This is a genomic window from Rhizobacter sp. SG703, from assembly GCF_012275445.1.
Taxonomy (GTDB): domain Bacteria; phylum Pseudomonadota; class Gammaproteobacteria; order Burkholderiales; family Burkholderiaceae_C; genus Rhizobacter.
The window spans coordinates 21,702-35,871 of the sequence record NZ_JAAZQK010000015.1 but is presented as its reverse complement, the minus strand read 5'-3'; the positions used below and the strand labels follow the sequence as shown (position 1 = coordinate 35,871).

Sequence of the window (14,170 nt, the reverse complement as noted above, 5' to 3'; positions counted from 1 at the left end):
GCAGCCGCGGTGGCGCAGTCGCCGCCGCCGCGTCCACAACCGGACGCGCAGGTCGGGTTTCGCGATCTGCGACACATCCGTGCGACGATGTCGCGCGACATGTCGCGTGCTGCGACACGCCCACCCTACACGGAGACAGGCATGAAAGAAGCGCAGGCGCTTGCGTTGCGGGTCGAGCACGCCCGCGACCGGTTCTTCATGCAGGGACAGGCGCTGTCGGGCGACGAAGGCCTGGCGCCGCACATCTCGCGCTCGTGGCGGCGCTGCCAGGACGTCGGCCCCGCCGGTGCCGAGCCGCAACCGCTGGTGCTGCCGCAACTGCGCGAGCGCCGCGAGCAGGCGATGCAGGTGCTGGCCTGCGCCCAGCCCGAGCTCGACGGGCTGGCCGAGCAGGCGCTTGGCACCGGCTGCATCGTGATCCTGACCGACGCCGCGGGGCTGATCCTCGAAGAGATCGGCAGCCCCGAGTTCCTGCCGAAGGCCCAGCGCATCGCGCTCGCGCCCGGCGTCGACTGGTCGGAGACGAGCCGCGGCACCAACGCCATCGGCACCGCGCTGCTGGAGCGCCAGTCGCTGATGGTGCTGGGCGGCGAGCACTTCCTGCCGCAGAACGGCGCGATCGGTTGCGCGGCCTCGCCGATCTTCACCGGCCGCGGCGAGATCGCCGGCGTCATCGACATTTCCGGCGATGCCGCGCAGGTCAACGACCACGCCCTCGGCCTGGTCCGCATGGCGACGCAGCAGGTCGAGCACCGGCTGATGCTGGCACAGGCGCGCGGCCACCTGCTGCGCTTCCATCCCCGGCCCGGCCTGCTCGGTACGGCGCGCGAGGGGCTGGTCGTCATCGACGACGGCCGGATCGTCGCGGCCAACCGCGTCGCGCTCGGGCTGCTCGGTGCCGCATGGGATGGGCTGATCGACCGCTCGGTCGACGCGCTGATCGGCCGGCGCTGGCCGCAGCTCGAAGGCCGCGCGGGCCTGCTGACGCTGCCCGGTGGGCGGCAGATGGCGGCCACGGTGGAGCGCAGCGCCCGCGCGGGCATCCGGTACGCACCGGGTCGCCCGCCGGCCGCGTCGGGCGCCGAGCGGCCGCGCGTGGCGGACGACACCGCACCGCTGCTGGCGCGCGCCTGCAAGGTGCTCGACGACGGCCTGCCGGTGCTCGTCACCGGCGAGACCGGCAGCGGCAAGGAGGTGTTTGCGCGCGCGCTCCACCAGGCCTCGCGGCGCAGCAAGGGGCCGTTCGTCGCGGTCAACTGCGCGGCGCTTCCGGAGAGCCTGATCGAGGCCGAACTGTTCGGCTACGAAGCCGGCGCCTTCACCGGCGCGCGCCGCCGCGGCATGCCGGGGCGCATCCGCGAGGCATCGGGCGGCGTGCTGTTCCTCGACGAGATCGGCGACATGCCGCTGCTGCTGCAGACCCGGCTGCTGCGGGTCCTCGAAGAGCGCATCGTGATGCCGCTCGGCGGCGGCCCGGGCCAGCGCGTCGATTTCGACCTGGTCTGCGCGACCCACCGCGACCTGCAGCAGATGAGTGCGGCGGGCAGCTTCCGGGCCGACCTGCTCTACCGCGTCGACGGCTACCGCGTCGCAGTGCCGGCATTGCGCGATCGACACGATCGCCGCGCACTCATCGAGCGCCTCTTCGACGCCCTGGCGCGGACCAGGCACCTGGCGCTGGACCGCGAGGCCCTGGACCTGCTGGATGCGCAGGCATGGGCCGGCAACATCCGGGAGCTCAACAGCGTGCTGCGCGGCGTGGTCGCACTGGCCGATGACGGCGACACCATCGGCGTGGCCCAGCTGCCGGAGCGCTTCCTGTCGGCGGCCGCATCGACGCAGGAACTCCCGCACCGCGTCGTCCAGATCGAGGTGGAACCCGCACTGTCGGACGTCGTCGAGAACACCATCGACCAGACGCTGTCGGCCTGCGGCGGCAGCGTCGCGGCGGCGGCCAGGCGCCTGGGCGTCCACCGCAGCACGGTGTACCGGCACCTGGCGCAGCGTTCACCACCGCGCCAGCCCTGAGACCGGGCATGCGGATTGCCCCGAGCCGGGGCAAGCTCCGGAGGAGACGATGGAAAAGATCGAACTCGCGGACCACGGCGTCGAGATCGCAATGCGACTGGCCGGCATCGCGAGCCGTCCGGCGCTGTTGCTGCTGCACGGCTGGCCCCACTCGCACGCGTTGTACGAGCCGGTGATCGATGCGCTGGCCGAGCGCTTCTTCGTGCTCGCGCCCGACCTGCCCGCGATCGGCGAGTCGCGCGGTGCGCCGGGCTCGGCCGAGAAGACGGTGCTCGCCGACGTGCTGCTCGCCGCCGCCGAGCGCGCGGGTGCGCGCGACATCGTCGTCGCCGGCATCGACGTCGGCGGCATGATCGCGTTCGCCGCGGCGCGCGACCACGGCCGGCGCATCCGCGGCGCGGTCGTCACGAACACCGTCGTCCCCGGGCTCGACCCGTGGGAAAAGCTGCTGGCCGATCCGCGCATCTGGCACTTCGCCTTCCACGCGATTCCCGAGCTGCCCGAAACGATGGTGCAGGGACGGCAGCGGCCCTACTTCGATTACTTCTCCGACCTGCTGGCCGGCCACGCCAGCGCGGTGACCGACGCGTACCGCGAGCGCTTCGCCGCGGCCTATGCGCGCCCCGAAGCGTTGAAGGCCGGTTTCGACTGGTACCGCGCGCTCGCCGCCGATGCGAAGCACAACGCACGCCCGAAGGCCATCGAGACGCCGCTGCTCTACCTGCGCGGCGACGCCGACGGCCGCTCGCCCGACGACTACCTGCCCGGCCTGCGCCGGGCCGGCGTGCGCGAACTCACGGCCGCGGTGCTGGCCGATTGCGGCGAGCTCGCGCCGCTCGAAGCGCCGCGGGCGTTCATCGATGCGCTGATGCGTTTCGCGCCGTCACCGCACGCCTGAGGCCGTCGACCGGCTGCGCCACCCCAGCACGGCCAGGCCGACCAGCATCGCCAGCCAGGTGCTCGGTTCGGGGATGCCGGGCACCTCGATCGCCGACGCCAGCAGCGACACCTCGAAGCTGCCGAACATCGACTGGTTGGATCGGTTGAAGATCGTCAGCGAAAGATGTCCGTCCGGATCGGTGCTGTACGCGAAGTCGTCCGGCCCCGGCGCGCGGCCGAGGAAAGGCGCGTGGAAGTCCCTCGGGTCCTGGTTCAGGATGTTCGCGATGATGCCGATGCCGTTGATCCAGCCCAGGCTCGCGTTGTCGCGAAACGTGAGCCAGGCCGAGTTCGCGATGGTGTCCAGCGGGTTCGGCGAGGTGCTGTAGTTCACCGTCGGCGCGAGTGGTACCGACGAGTCGAGCGTCAGCAGTCCGGACAGCGTGATCGAGCTGTTCGGGTTGAGCGTGAAGGCCCGTTGCCAATTGACAGACGCCTCGGCCCAGTCAGAATTCTTCTGGCGCGACACGTCGGCATGCAGGTGCCCGGGCTCCACCGCCACATGGGCCGACGGTGCGTCGGCGGCCACCGGATCCACGCCCCGGCTGTAGTTGCCGAACGGCTGGGTGCCGACGACGCTGCCGACGAGGGCGCCCGACGAGAACGAGTTCTCGCGGAAGGAGGTCGACTGGTCGGCCCAGTAGTGGATGGCGGTCGCCGACCCGGAGAAGCGGTTCGGCGTGATCCAGTGCCCGACGGTGCCGGCCGGCGAACTGCTGTCGATGGACAGCCCGGTGATCGGGTCGAGCTGGAAGTCGGCGGCGACGTTCTGGGCCTGGGCCGCGCCGGCCAGCCCGACGGCGGCCAGCACGATGAGCAAGAGGCGGGTCTTCATGCGGCACCTCCGGCGACGGTGGCGATCGAAGCGTTGTGCGCGGCGGCCGAAGCCCTGCGGCGCCAGCCCAGCACGCCCAGTCCCAGCAGCATCGCCGACCAGGCGGCCGGCTCGGGAATCGGCGAGATGAACGGCGCCACCGCGAACACCCCGATCGACAGGCTGGTGAACATCAGCTCGTTGGAATGGTTGAAGAGGGTCAGCGACAGGTGGCCCTGCTCGTCGCTGCTGTACGCGAAGTCGTCCACCGAACCGACGCGCCCGAGCGACGGCGATCCGGCCGGCAGCCGCGGGTCGAAATTCATGATGCGGGCGATGAAGCTGATGCCGTTGATCGACCACCCGTCTTCGAGCGAGCTGCGGAACGACAGCACGCCGCGGTTCGCGTACTGCGGGTTCAGGTTGGGCTTGGCCTCGAAGGTGGTTTTCTTCGTGGTCGCCTGGTCGGCGTCGAGGGTCGCGGTGCCCGAGAAGGTGATGGACGTGTTGGGCAGCAGCGAGAACGTGCGCTCCCACGTGACGCTGGCGTTGGACTCGTCCCACGGGTGCTCTCGCGTCACGCCGGCCAGCATGTGGCCCGGTTCGACCAGCGAGTGGGCCGACGGCGAATCGGCGGCCAGCGCCGGCATGGTCTGGTCGCGCCGCGGGCCGAAGGGGTCGCCGCTCCTCGTCGCGAGCGGCAGCCCGGCCGCGGTGTAGCTGTCCTGGTTGGTCGATTTGCTGCCATCGGCCCAGGTGTAGTAGACGGTCGTGTAGCCGGTGTAGGCATTGGGCGTCAGCCACTCGCCGACGCTGCCCGGCGCCGGACTCCCGCTGCTCGACAGGCCGACCACCGGATCGAGCCGGAAGTCGGCGGAGGTCTCGTGGGCCTGTGCCGTGGCGGCCATGCCGGCCGACAGCAGCAGGGCCGACATCGTCGCTGTCTTCATCGCCTGTTTCATCGCCTCTCCCGGTGGTGGATCGAAGCTCGATTGAAGGCGAAAAGACCGGCGCGGCGCAAGCCGTGGCCCTGATGGCCACCCCGGGAAAACCTACCGTGGCGGGGCCTCGACGCCGCGCGGCGGGCAGGTCAGAAATTCAACGGCGGTGGCGAAGGCGGCCCGAACCAGGTGGTCAGCGCGCCGGCGAGCCCGTCGCTGGCGGCGTCGCTGGCGGCATCGCCAACCCAGGCCACATGGCCGTCGGGCCGGATCAACACCGCACCTGGCGCCGCGACGCGCCCGAGGACCGGAAGCTCCCACGGTCCGGCGCAGGTCGCGTCGACCCGTTGCACCCGCCCGGCCCACGCAGCGATGTCGAAACGACCCGGCTCGCCGAGGTTGAGCAACACGGGCCGGGCCCCGTGCAGCAGCGTGAAGACCCGCCGCGGGCCGGCCGCGGCGACCAGCTCGAGGTCGGGCATGCGGCGCCCGAGCAGCGGGTGGCCGCTGCCGAGGTCGTAGCGGATGTCCAGGCCGGACATCTCCGCGGCGATCCGCCGGCGCGGCTCGTCCATCGCGAGGAGCTCGCCGACGATCGCGCGCGCTGCCAGCGAGCGGGCGTCCTCGCGGTGCAGCGCCACCTGCGCCATCGTGGCCCGGAGCACGCGCGCGCCCACCGGGTGGCGCTCGGCGTGGTAGGTGTCGAGCAGGCTGTCCGGCGACGTGCCCCGGACCACCTGCGCCAGCTTCCAGCCGAGGTTCACCGCATCCTGCAGGCCGGTGTTGAGGCCCAGCCCGCCGATCGGCGAGTGGATGTGCGCGGCGTCGCCGGCGAGCAGCACGCGCGCGCTGCGATAGGCCGCGGCCTGCCGCGTCATGTCGGTGAACCTGGAAATCCAGGTCGGGCTGTGCACGCCGTAGTCGGTGCCGCATGCCGCGACGAGCCGTTCCTTCAGGTCGCGCAGCGTCGGCTCGGTGCGGGCATTCGCGTCCGCTTCGGTGACCATGACCCCGATCGGGCCGACCTCCTTGTAGTGGATCTCGCCATCCTTGAGCTCGTACTCCGAGCGGCCGAAGGCGTACGTGCCCGCCGGCGACCGGTGCACACCGTACGGCGGCGTTTCCGTCATCTCGACTTCCGCGAGGAGGTTGCTGGTGGTCGCATCCCAGCCGGGGAAGTCGATGCCGGCGGTCTTGCGCACCAGGCTGCGCCCGCCGTCGCATCCGACGAGATACTGCGCCCGCAGCGACCGGCCGTCGGCCAGCGCGACGTCGACCGCGGCGTCGTGCTGCACGAACCCGGTGATGTCGCAGCCGTAAAGGATCGGCACCTCGAGCTCTGCGACCCAGTCGGCGAGCAGGCGCTCGATGTGCTTCTGGCGCAGCGCCAGCCCATAGGGGTGGCGGGTCGGGAAGTCGCTGATGTCCAGCCGGGTGACGGCGAAGCCGGTCAGCTGCGCGACCTGCCCCGCCGCGAGGAACCGGTCCGCGATGCCGCGCTGGTCGAGGACTTCGATCGTGCGCGCGGAGATGCCCAGCGCACGCGCGCCGGAGAGTTGCTGGTCGGGCCGGCGCTCGACGACGACGACGTCCACGCCGGCCAGCGCCAGCTCGCCTGCCAGCATCAGCCCGGTCGGGCCGCCGCCGGCGATCACCACCGCATGCTCGGTCATCGTTCGCGCGCTCCATCCACGGAGCCGGGATTGTGCCCGCGCTGCCCGCGGCAACGTCGACCGGTGCGCTGCGATCACTGCTGGACGACGGCCACCGCCTTCGCCAGCTCCAGCCGGTACTGCTCCCAGCCCGACGCCGGCACGATCTCGTCGGCGCGCGCGGTGACTTCGTCCAGCCGCTCGCACAGCCGCTCGGCCACGTCGTGCGCATCGTCCAGGTACACGCCCTGCGTCATCGTGATGTTCGCGCTCTCGAAGCTGCCGGCCCCTGCCAGCAGGATCATGCGCGACGGCGCCTCGTCGCCCACCAGCGCGAGCAGCGCCGGGCTGACGCGCTCGGCGGTCAGCCGGACCAGCGCGTCCGGCGGCAGCACGCCTTCGGTCATCGCCGTCGCGGCGGTCGGCGCGAGGCAATTGACCTGCACGCCGTACTTCGCGCCTTCCAGCGCCAGCGTCTGCATCAATCCCACCAGCGCCATCTTCGCGGCGCCGTAGTTCGACTGGCCGAAGTTGCCGTACAGGCCGCTCGACGAGGTCGTCATCACGATGCGGCCGTAGCGCTGCGCCTGCATCTGCGCCCACACCGCCTTGGTGGCATTGACGGCGCCCATCAGGTGCACGTCCAGCACCAGCCTGAAGTCGTCGAGCGACATCTTCGCGAAGCTCTTGTCGCGCAGGATGCCGGCGTTGTTCACCAGGATGTCGATGCGCCCCCACCGGGCCACCGCGGCGTCGGCCATCGCCTGCATGTCGGCGGGCTGCGTCACGTCGCCGAGCTGGACCAGCGCCTCGCCGCCGCGCCGCCGGATCTCGTCGGCCACCGCCTGGGCCGCGGCACCGTCGTCGCGCCCCGCGAGGTCGTTGACGACCACCCGCGCGCCATGGCGTGCCAGCTCCAGCGCATGGGTGCGCCCGAGCCCGCCGCCGGCGCCGGTCACGATGGCCACCTTGTCTTGCAAACGCTTCTTCATGGGTCCCTTCGGGGTTGGTTGCGGGTGAATCGGATCGACGTGGCGTCGCTGCCCTTCAGCGCCAGCATCGTGCGCACCTCGGCCGGCGTCGCGACGTCGAGCGACAGCTCTTCGAGAATCCGGCGGATCTTGCGCACCTGCTCGGCGCACGAGCGCGCCAACCGGCCGCGCTCCAGGTACAGGCTGTCTTCGAGGCCGACGCGCACGTTGCCGCCCATCACCGCGGCCATCGTCAGCAACGGCATCTGGTGGCGGCCGGCGCCCAGCACCGAGAAGCGGTAGTGCTTGCGGCCGAACAGCCGGTCGGCCGTCGCGCGCATCGTGAACAGGTTCTCCGGGTCGGCCCCCACGCCGCCGAGGATGCCGAAGATGCATTGGATGAACAGCGGCCCGTCGACCAGCCCTTCGTCGACGAAGTGCGCCAGCGTGTAGAGGTGGCCGACGTCGTAGCACTCGAACTCGAAGCGTGTTCCGGCGTCCTGCCCCAGCACCTTCAGGATGTGCTTGATGTCGGCGAAGGTGTTGCGGAAGATCAGGTCCTCCATGCCCTCGACGTGCGGCTTCTCCCAGTCGTGGCGCCACTCGCTGTATTTGCGCGCCATCGGGTGGATCGAGAAGTTCATCGAGCCCATGTTCAGCGAGCACATCTCCGGCCGGGCCTGCAACGGGTAGGCCAGGCGCTCCTGCAGCGTCATGCGCGTGCTGCCGCCGGTGGTGATGTTGATCACCGCATCGGTCGCGGCGCGGATGCGCGGCACGAACTGGTCGAACACCGCCGGGTCCGGCGTCGGCCGGCCATCGCGCGGGTCGCGCGCATGCAGGTGCAGGACGGCCGCGCCGGCCTCGGCCGCCTCGATCGCCTGCTCGGCGATCTGGTCCGGCGTCAGCGGCAGGTGCGGCGACATCGTCGGCGTGTGCACCGAGCCGGTCACGGCGCAGCTGATGATGACCTTGTCTGGGGGGATTGCCACGGGATCTCCTGGGGTGGGTTGAGTCAGACCGCGAGCCACTGCTGCTGCATCTCGCGGTCGGCCAGCAGTTGCGCCGGGCTGCCTTCGAAGACGATGTGGCCGTGGCCCATCACGCACACGCGGGTCGAGACCTTCAGCGCGATCGCGAGCTTCTGCTCCACCAGCACGACCGAGACGCCCTGCCGCCGCATGTCCTGGATGCACTCGGCGACCTGCGCGACGATCTTCGGCGCCAGGCCTTCGGTCGGCTCGTCGATCAGGATCGCGAGCGGATTGCCGAGCAGCGAGCGGCAGATCGTCAGCATCTGCTGTTCGCCACCCGACAGGCTGCCGGCCTTGGTGCCGCGGCGTTCCTTCAGGCGCGGGAACCAGTCGAACATCTGCGGGATGCTCCAGCGCACCGCGCCGGCCACCGGCGGCTGCTGGCCCATGCGCAGGTTCTCGTCGACGGTGAGGTTGGCGAACACCTCGCGTTCTTCCGGCACGTAGGCCAGCCCCGCGCGGCAGATGGCATGCGGCGGCGCACCGGCCAGCGCGCGGCCGCCGAGTTCGACCCGGCCGGCGCTCGGCGGCACCAGGCCCATCATCGCCTTCAGCGTCGTCGAGCGGCCCGAGCCGTTGCGGCCCAGCAGGCTGACCACCTCGCCGCGGCCGACCTGCAGCGTCACGCCGCGCAGCACGTGGCTCTTGCCGTAGTGCGCATGCAGGCCGTCCACGTGCAGCAAGGGTTGGATGGCTCCGCTCACTGGAGGACCTTCGTGCTGCCAGGGCTCTGCTTCAAACGGTGGGGGGTTGACACAGGGTGTCTCATGCGGCGTGCTCCTCGCCCAGGTAGGCTTCGCGCACGCCGTCGTGGCGGCGGATCTCGTCCGGCGTGCCGGTCGCGATGACCTGGCCGTAGACCAGCACGCTGACGCGCTCGCCGAGCGAGAACACCACGTCCATGTCGTGCTCCACCAGCAGCAGCGTGCGGCCGGCCGTCACCTCGCGGATCAGCTCGGCGGTGTACTGCGTCTCCTCGCTCGACATGCCGGCCATCGGCTCGTCGAGCAGCACCACCTGCGGGTTCGAGGCCAGCGTCATCGCGAGTTCGAGCGAGCGCTGCGCCGAGTAGGTCATCTCGCCGCCGAGCGTCGCGGCCTGGTGCTGCAGGCGCACCTGTTCGAGCAGCCGCTCGGTCTCTTCGCGAAGGGCGCCGATGCGCTCGATGCGGCGCCAGGCGTTGTACTGCAGCCGGTGGCGCTGCATCACCGCGATGCGCACGTTCTCGAACACGCTCAGCTTCGGGAAGATGTTGGTGATCTGGAACGAGCGGGCCAGCCCGTGGCGGTTCACGCGCTCCGGCGACCAGCCGCCGATGGACTGTCCGCCGAGCACGATCTCGCCGGCACTCGGCCGCAGGTTGCCGGAGATCAGGTGGAACAGTGTCGACTTGCCGGCGCCGTTCGGTCCGATCAGCGCGTGGCGTTCGCCGGCGCGCAGGTCGAGGTCGACGCCGCGGATGATCTCGGCCGCGCCGAAGGATTTGCGCAGGCCGCGAAGACTGAGGATCGGGATGACGGTGCGGTCGTTCGTCATGTCGCGCTCCCGACGCGGCGCCGTGCGACGACGGCCAGCACCGTGCCGCACGCGAGCAGTCCCGCCGGCAGCATCCACGTCGACAGCGCCGTCGGCGACCAGGGCCGCTCCAGCAGGCGGACCGCCGGCAGCTCCGCGGCCGCTTGCGCCAGCGCGCGGTAGTCCTGCGAGCACAGCCGCTGCAGCATCTCGACGATGAACACGCCGCCCGCCCCCAGCAGCACGGTCGCGCCGGCCGCCAGCAGCGCGACCGATGCCGCCGTCCGCCAGCCGCGCCGCTCGACCAGGCGCGCGCCCGCGGCGACCAGCCCGGCCAGGCCCGCTGGCGCGAACATCATCACCAGCACGAACAGCACGCCCTGGTACAGCAGCCACGATTGCGTCGCATCGGATGCCGCGTAGCCGAAGAAGGTCATCAGCGCGGCGCCGAGTGCCGGGCCGAGGAAGCTGCCGACCCCGCCGATGGTGCTGTTCAGCACCACGCCGGCCGACACGCCGGCATCGAACACCGCGTAGTTCGCGGCCTCGTTGCCGAGCGCCTGCAGCGCGCCGGCCACGCCGGAGAACATCGCCGAGATCGCGAAGGCCGACACCCCCAGGCCGTGCACGTCGTAGCCGAGGAAGCGCAGCCGATGCCCGTTCTCGCGCAGCGCCAGCATCAGGCGGCCGGCCGGCGTGCGGCTGTGGAAGTACAGCAGCCCGAGGCACAGCAGCACCCACGCGAGGGTCAGGTAGTAGACCTGCACCGTCGAGCCGAAGCCGAGGCCCCAGGCCGGCGCCCGCATCGTCGACAGGCCGGACTCGCCACCGAACAGGCCCTTCAGCTGCGGCGCCAGCGCGTGCAGCAGCTCGGCGATGGCCAGCGTGATCATCGCGAAGCTGGTGCCGCTGCGCTGCGTCGCGAACCAGCCGGCGACGATGCCGACGGCCAGGCCGGCCGCGGCGCCGACCAGCGGCATCAGCGGCGTCGGCAGCAGCCCGGTGCCGCCGAGCGCATTCATCGCATGCACCGTCGCGAACGCGCCGATGCCGAAGTAGGCGGCGTGCCCGAACGACAGCATGCCGGCGCGGCCGCTCAGCATGCCGTAGGCGCTGGCGAACAGCGCGGCGACGAGCATCTGGATCGACGCGATCAGCAGCCCGGCGGGCAGCAGCGCCGGCAGTGCCGCCAGCAGCGCGATGCCGGCCGCGAGGAGGGAGAAGGTCGTGCGCATCGCGTCAGGCCTTCTCGCCCATCAGCCCGCTCGGCCGGACCAGCAGGATCAGCAGCATCAATGCGAACGGCAGCGTCGCGGCGAGGCTCGACAGCTTCAGCGTCAGCAAGCCGCCGATGCCTTCGGCCCACGCGCCGGCGCCGACGACGGCCAGCAGGTCGGCGAGGCTGCGGTCCACGCCGACCGCCAGCGAGGTGACGATGCCGATCAGCAGCGATGCCAGCATCGCGCCGCCGAGCGAGCCGAGCCCGCCGACGACCACGACGACGAAGGCCATCACGCCCACTTCGAGCGCCATGTTCGGGTTGGTGGTGTAGAAGGCGCCGGCGATCGCACCGGCCAGCCCGGCCAGCGCCGCGCCGACACCGAACACGCCCATGAACACCAGCTGCACGTTGTGGCCCAACGCCTGCGCCATGCGCGGCTTGTGGATCGCCGCCCGCACGACGATGCCGATGCGCGTGCGCGTCAGCAGCAGCCACAGGACGCCGAACATCGCCAGCGCCACCGCCGCCATCAGCACGCGGTAGGCCGGGTACTGCTGGCGGCCGAGCGTGAACGCGGCGACGTCGAGCGCCGGCGGAATGCGGTAGTCCACCGGGTGGTTGCCGAAGAACAGCTTGATCGCCTCGGCGATGATGAACGACAGCCCGAAGGTCAGCAGCAGTTCGTGCGCATGGCCGTGGTGGTGCACGCGCCGCAGGAAACAGCGCTCGACCACCAAGCCGACCGCGCCCGACAACAGCGTGGCCGCCACCACCGCCGGGCCGAAGCCGACGAGGCCCTGCAGCGTGTACGCGAAATACGCGCCGAGCATGTAGAACGAGGCGTGGGCGAAGTTCAGCACGCCCATCATCCCGAACACCAGCGTCAGCCCGGCCGAGACCATGAACAGCAGCAGGCCGTAGACCGTGCCGTTCAACAATGAAAAGACGAGGGTGTCCACCGCGGATCCCATCGCCTCAGCCGGGGCGCTGCATCTTGCAGGCGGCCTGCGCCGGCACCGCGGCCTGCTCGGCAGTGAAGACCTTCACCGGCTTGAAGCCCAGCTCCGTGTCGTCGGCCTTGTACTTCGCGTCCTTCGCCACCACCGACACCACCAGCGGCAGCAGCACCTGGTGGTCGGCGGCGCGCATGCTGGCCTCGCCCATCGGCGTCTTCAGCCGCGTGGTCTCGAGCGCGCGAGCGAGCGCGTTGACGTCGAGCGCGTCGTTCACCGGCTTCGTGCGCTTCAGCGCGTCGGCCACCATCTCCAGCCCGAACACCGTCTGCGGCTCGGTCGCGACCGGCCAGTGGCCGCTCTTCGCCTTGTAGTCGGCCATGAAGCGGTCGCCGTCCGCGCCGGCGGCCTCGGCGTTGAAGGCCTGCACGACGAAGTGGCCGACCGCCTGCTCGCCGGCATTCGCGATGTTGCCCACCTGGTCGAGGTACACCGTGCCGAAGCGCACCTTGAGCCCGGCCGCCTTCGACGCCTTCATCATCAGCAGCAGGTCGTTCGACCAGTTGCCGGTGATCACCGTGTCGGCGCCCGACGCGCCGATCTTCGCGACGTAGGGCGCGAAGTCCTGGATCTTGTTGACGTCGTGCAGCGTCTTCTCGACGACCTGGTACCCGCCGGCACCAGCGTTGTCGACGATGGCGCGCTCCATGTCCTGGCCCCACGAGTAGTTCTGGTTGATCGCATAGACCTTGGTGCCCAGCGCCTGCCCCTGCTTCATCGCCTGCACCAGCGCCTTGGTGCGCACCTGCGCGTTGCCGGCGAAGCGGAAGTGGTGGAAGTTGCACTTCTCGCCGGTCAGCTCCAGCGCCTCGGCGCCGACGTTGATGTAGACGATCTCCTTGCCCGGGTTGCGCAGGTTGTGCTTGCGCACGTCTTCGGTGATCTGGCCGCCGATCGCCGACGAGCCGCCCTGCACGACGATCTGCACGCCGTCGGCGGCCGCGGCCTTCAGCTTGTCGGACGCGCCGGCCGGGCCGCCCTGGTTGTCGTACTCCAGCAGCTGCACCGGCTGGCCGTTCCAGCCGCCGGCCGCATTCAGCTTGTCGACCGCGTAGCGCACCGCGGCGCGGTAGGCCTGGCCGGTGGAGGCCTGCGGGCCGGACAGCGTCTCCAGCACGCCGATCTTGACCGGGGCGGCCTGCGCGGCGCCGGCCAGCAGCGCGAACATCGGAATAGCGAATCGAACAACGGTCATCTCTTGTCTCCTTGGGTTCTTTTGTCGACGGGAATTCGGGGTCTAGAGGTACTCGACGTTGCCGTCGATGCTGATGGCCTGACCGGTCAGGTTGCGGGCGGCCGGCGAACACAGGAACAGTGCGAGCGCGGCGACGTCGTCGGCGCTCACCATGCGGCGCAGCGAGATCTTGTTCAGGTACTGCTGGCGCATCTCGTCGACGCCGATGCCGACCGCGGCCGCCCGCGCCGCGATCACGCCGCTCATGCGCTCGCCCTCGACGGTGCCGGGCAGGATCGCGTTGACGCGGATGTCGTGCGGGCCGAGCTCGATCGCCAGCGACTTGGTCAGGCCGACGATGGCCCATTTGCTCGCGGCATACGGCGTGCGGTAGGGGTAGCCCAGTCGGCCCGCCACCGAGCCCATCGAGATCAGGCACGGCCCGGCCGACGAACGCTTCAGCATCGGCACCGCGCGCCGCGCGAAGTAGTACTGGCTGTTCAGGTTGACCGCCAGGGTTCGCTCCCAGCCGGCGCCGTCGATGTCTTCGACCGGTCCGGTCGGGCCGGCGATGCCGGCGTTGTTGACCAGCACGTCGAGCCCGCCGAACGCGCCCCGCACGTCGTCGAACACCAGGTCCACGTCGGCCGGCACCGACGCATCGGCCATGCTGCCGGTGACGCCCGGCAGCTCGGTCGACAGGCGGTCCAGCGCGCTGCGGTCGATGTCGCAGACATGCACCCGCGCCCCCGCCTCGTGGAAGGCCCGCGCGATGGCGGCACCGATGCCGTTGGCGCCGGCCGTCACCAGGACGCGCAGGTTCGGCGCGGGTCGAAGCGAATCGAGAAGGGGCATGCAGGTCCTCTG

Annotated in this window: 13 protein-coding genes; 2 read left to right on the top strand and 11 right to left on the bottom strand. The window is 70.9% G+C overall.

Features of this window, described 5'->3' with window-relative positions:
• Positions 1–141 precede the first annotated feature (141 nt).
• Both FHT26_RS26390 and FHT26_RS26385 read left to right on the top strand, forming a co-directional pair.
• The gene (locus FHT26_RS26390) at positions 142–2,028 is read left to right on the top strand and encodes a sigma-54-dependent Fis family transcriptional regulator (RefSeq protein WP_168563072.1); all 1,887 of its coding nucleotides are present in this window, start codon (positions 142–144) and stop codon (positions 2,026–2,028) included.
• A gap of 49 nt (positions 2,029–2,077) precedes the next feature.
• Entirely contained in the window at positions 2,078–2,926 is an 849-nt protein-coding gene (locus FHT26_RS26385) for an alpha/beta fold hydrolase (RefSeq protein ID WP_168563071.1), read from the top strand.
• On the opposite strand, the gene FHT26_RS26380 is transcribed toward FHT26_RS26385, so the two are convergent.
• From FHT26_RS26380 to FHT26_RS26330, 11 genes are all read right to left on the bottom strand, one after another.
• Positions 2,912–3,802: a PEP-CTERM sorting domain-containing protein gene (locus FHT26_RS26380; protein WP_168563070.1), complete on the bottom strand. Its 891-nt coding sequence runs from the start codon at positions 3,800–3,802 to the stop codon at positions 2,912–2,914. The genes FHT26_RS26385 and FHT26_RS26380 overlap by 15 nt on opposite strands.
• Positions 3,799–4,731, bottom strand: a complete 933-nt coding sequence (locus FHT26_RS26375) for a PEP-CTERM sorting domain-containing protein (RefSeq protein ID WP_168563069.1) — start codon at positions 4,729–4,731, stop codon at positions 3,799–3,801. The genes FHT26_RS26380 and FHT26_RS26375 overlap by 4 nt, the downstream gene beginning before the upstream one ends.
• A gap of 140 nt (positions 4,732–4,871) precedes the next feature.
• The gene (locus FHT26_RS26370; RefSeq protein ID WP_168563068.1) at positions 4,872–6,395 is read right to left on the bottom strand and encodes an FAD-dependent monooxygenase; all 1,524 of its coding nucleotides are present in this window, start codon (positions 6,393–6,395) and stop codon (positions 4,872–4,874) included.
• A gap of 74 nt (positions 6,396–6,469) precedes the next feature.
• Positions 6,470–7,366: an SDR family NAD(P)-dependent oxidoreductase gene (locus tag FHT26_RS26365; protein ID WP_168563067.1), complete on the bottom strand. Its 897-nt coding sequence runs from the start codon at positions 7,364–7,366 to the stop codon at positions 6,470–6,472.
• Entirely contained in the window at positions 7,363–8,337 is a 975-nt protein-coding gene (kce, locus tag FHT26_RS26360; protein WP_168563066.1) for a 3,5-dioxohexanoate:acetyl-CoA acetone transferase, read from the bottom strand. The genes FHT26_RS26365 and kce overlap by 4 nt, the downstream gene beginning before the upstream one ends.
• A gap of 23 nt (positions 8,338–8,360) precedes the next feature.
• Complete coding sequence (locus tag FHT26_RS26355) at positions 8,361–9,083, bottom strand: ATP-binding cassette domain-containing protein (protein WP_168563065.1); 723 nt, start codon at positions 9,081–9,083, stop codon at positions 8,361–8,363.
• Positions 9,084–9,144: 61 nt separating this feature from the next.
• Positions 9,145–9,915, bottom strand: a complete 771-nt coding sequence (locus FHT26_RS26350) for an ABC transporter ATP-binding protein (RefSeq protein WP_168563064.1) — start codon at positions 9,913–9,915, stop codon at positions 9,145–9,147.
• A complete protein-coding gene (locus tag FHT26_RS26345; RefSeq protein ID WP_168563063.1) occupies positions 9,912–11,129 on the bottom strand; it encodes a branched-chain amino acid ABC transporter permease in 1,218 nt (405 codons plus the stop codon). Before FHT26_RS26345 ends, FHT26_RS26350 begins: the two co-directional genes overlap by 4 nt.
• 4 nt (positions 11,130–11,133) lie before the next feature.
• Positions 11,134–12,087, bottom strand: coding sequence for a branched-chain amino acid ABC transporter permease (locus tag FHT26_RS26340; RefSeq protein ID WP_168563062.1), 954 nt, complete (start codon positions 12,085–12,087; stop codon positions 11,134–11,136).
• Between the two features lie 4 nt (positions 12,088–12,091).
• Positions 12,092–13,324, bottom strand: a complete 1,233-nt coding sequence (locus FHT26_RS26335; RefSeq protein WP_168563061.1) for a branched-chain amino acid ABC transporter substrate-binding protein — start codon at positions 13,322–13,324, stop codon at positions 12,092–12,094.
• 42 nt (positions 13,325–13,366) lie between these two features.
• Entirely contained in the window at positions 13,367–14,158 is a 792-nt protein-coding gene (locus FHT26_RS26330) for an SDR family oxidoreductase (protein WP_168563060.1), read from the bottom strand.
• Between the last annotated feature and the right edge of the window lie 12 nt (positions 14,159–14,170).

What these genes read in the sequence shown, in the direction of transcription:
- FHT26_RS26370 (WP_168563068.1), bottom strand. Translation starts at nt 6,395, where the DNA reads ATGACCGAGCATGCGGTGGTGATCGCCGGCGGCGGCCCGACCGGGCTG.
- FHT26_RS26390 (WP_168563072.1), top strand. Translation starts at nt 142, where the DNA reads ATGAAAGAAGCGCAGGCGCTTGCGTTGCGGGTCGAGCACGCCCGCGAC.
- FHT26_RS26380 (WP_168563070.1), bottom strand. Translation starts at nt 3,802, where the DNA reads ATGAAGACCCGCCTCTTGCTCATCGTGCTGGCCGCCGTCGGGCTGGCC.
- FHT26_RS26340 (WP_168563062.1), bottom strand. Translation starts at nt 12,087, where the DNA reads ATGGGATCCGCGGTGGACACCCTCGTCTTTTCATTGTTGAACGGCACG.
- FHT26_RS26345 (WP_168563063.1), bottom strand. Translation starts at nt 11,129, where the DNA reads ATGCGCACGACCTTCTCCCTCCTCGCGGCCGGCATCGCGCTGCTGGCG.
- FHT26_RS26330 (WP_168563060.1), bottom strand. Translation starts at nt 14,158, where the DNA reads ATGCCCCTTCTCGATTCGCTTCGACCCGCGCCGAACCTGCGCGTCCTG.
- FHT26_RS26385 (WP_168563071.1), top strand. Translation starts at nt 2,078, where the DNA reads ATGGAAAAGATCGAACTCGCGGACCACGGCGTCGAGATCGCAATGCGA.
- FHT26_RS26375 (WP_168563069.1), bottom strand. Translation starts at nt 4,731, where the DNA reads ATGAAGACAGCGACGATGTCGGCCCTGCTGCTGTCGGCCGGCATGGCC.
- FHT26_RS26350 (WP_168563064.1), bottom strand. Translation starts at nt 9,915, where the DNA reads ATGACGAACGACCGCACCGTCATCCCGATCCTCAGTCTTCGCGGCCTG.
- FHT26_RS26335 (WP_168563061.1), bottom strand. Translation starts at nt 13,324, where the DNA reads ATGACCGTTGTTCGATTCGCTATTCCGATGTTCGCGCTGCTGGCCGGC.
- FHT26_RS26365 (WP_168563067.1), bottom strand. Translation starts at nt 7,366, where the DNA reads ATGAAGAAGCGTTTGCAAGACAAGGTGGCCATCGTGACCGGCGCCGGC.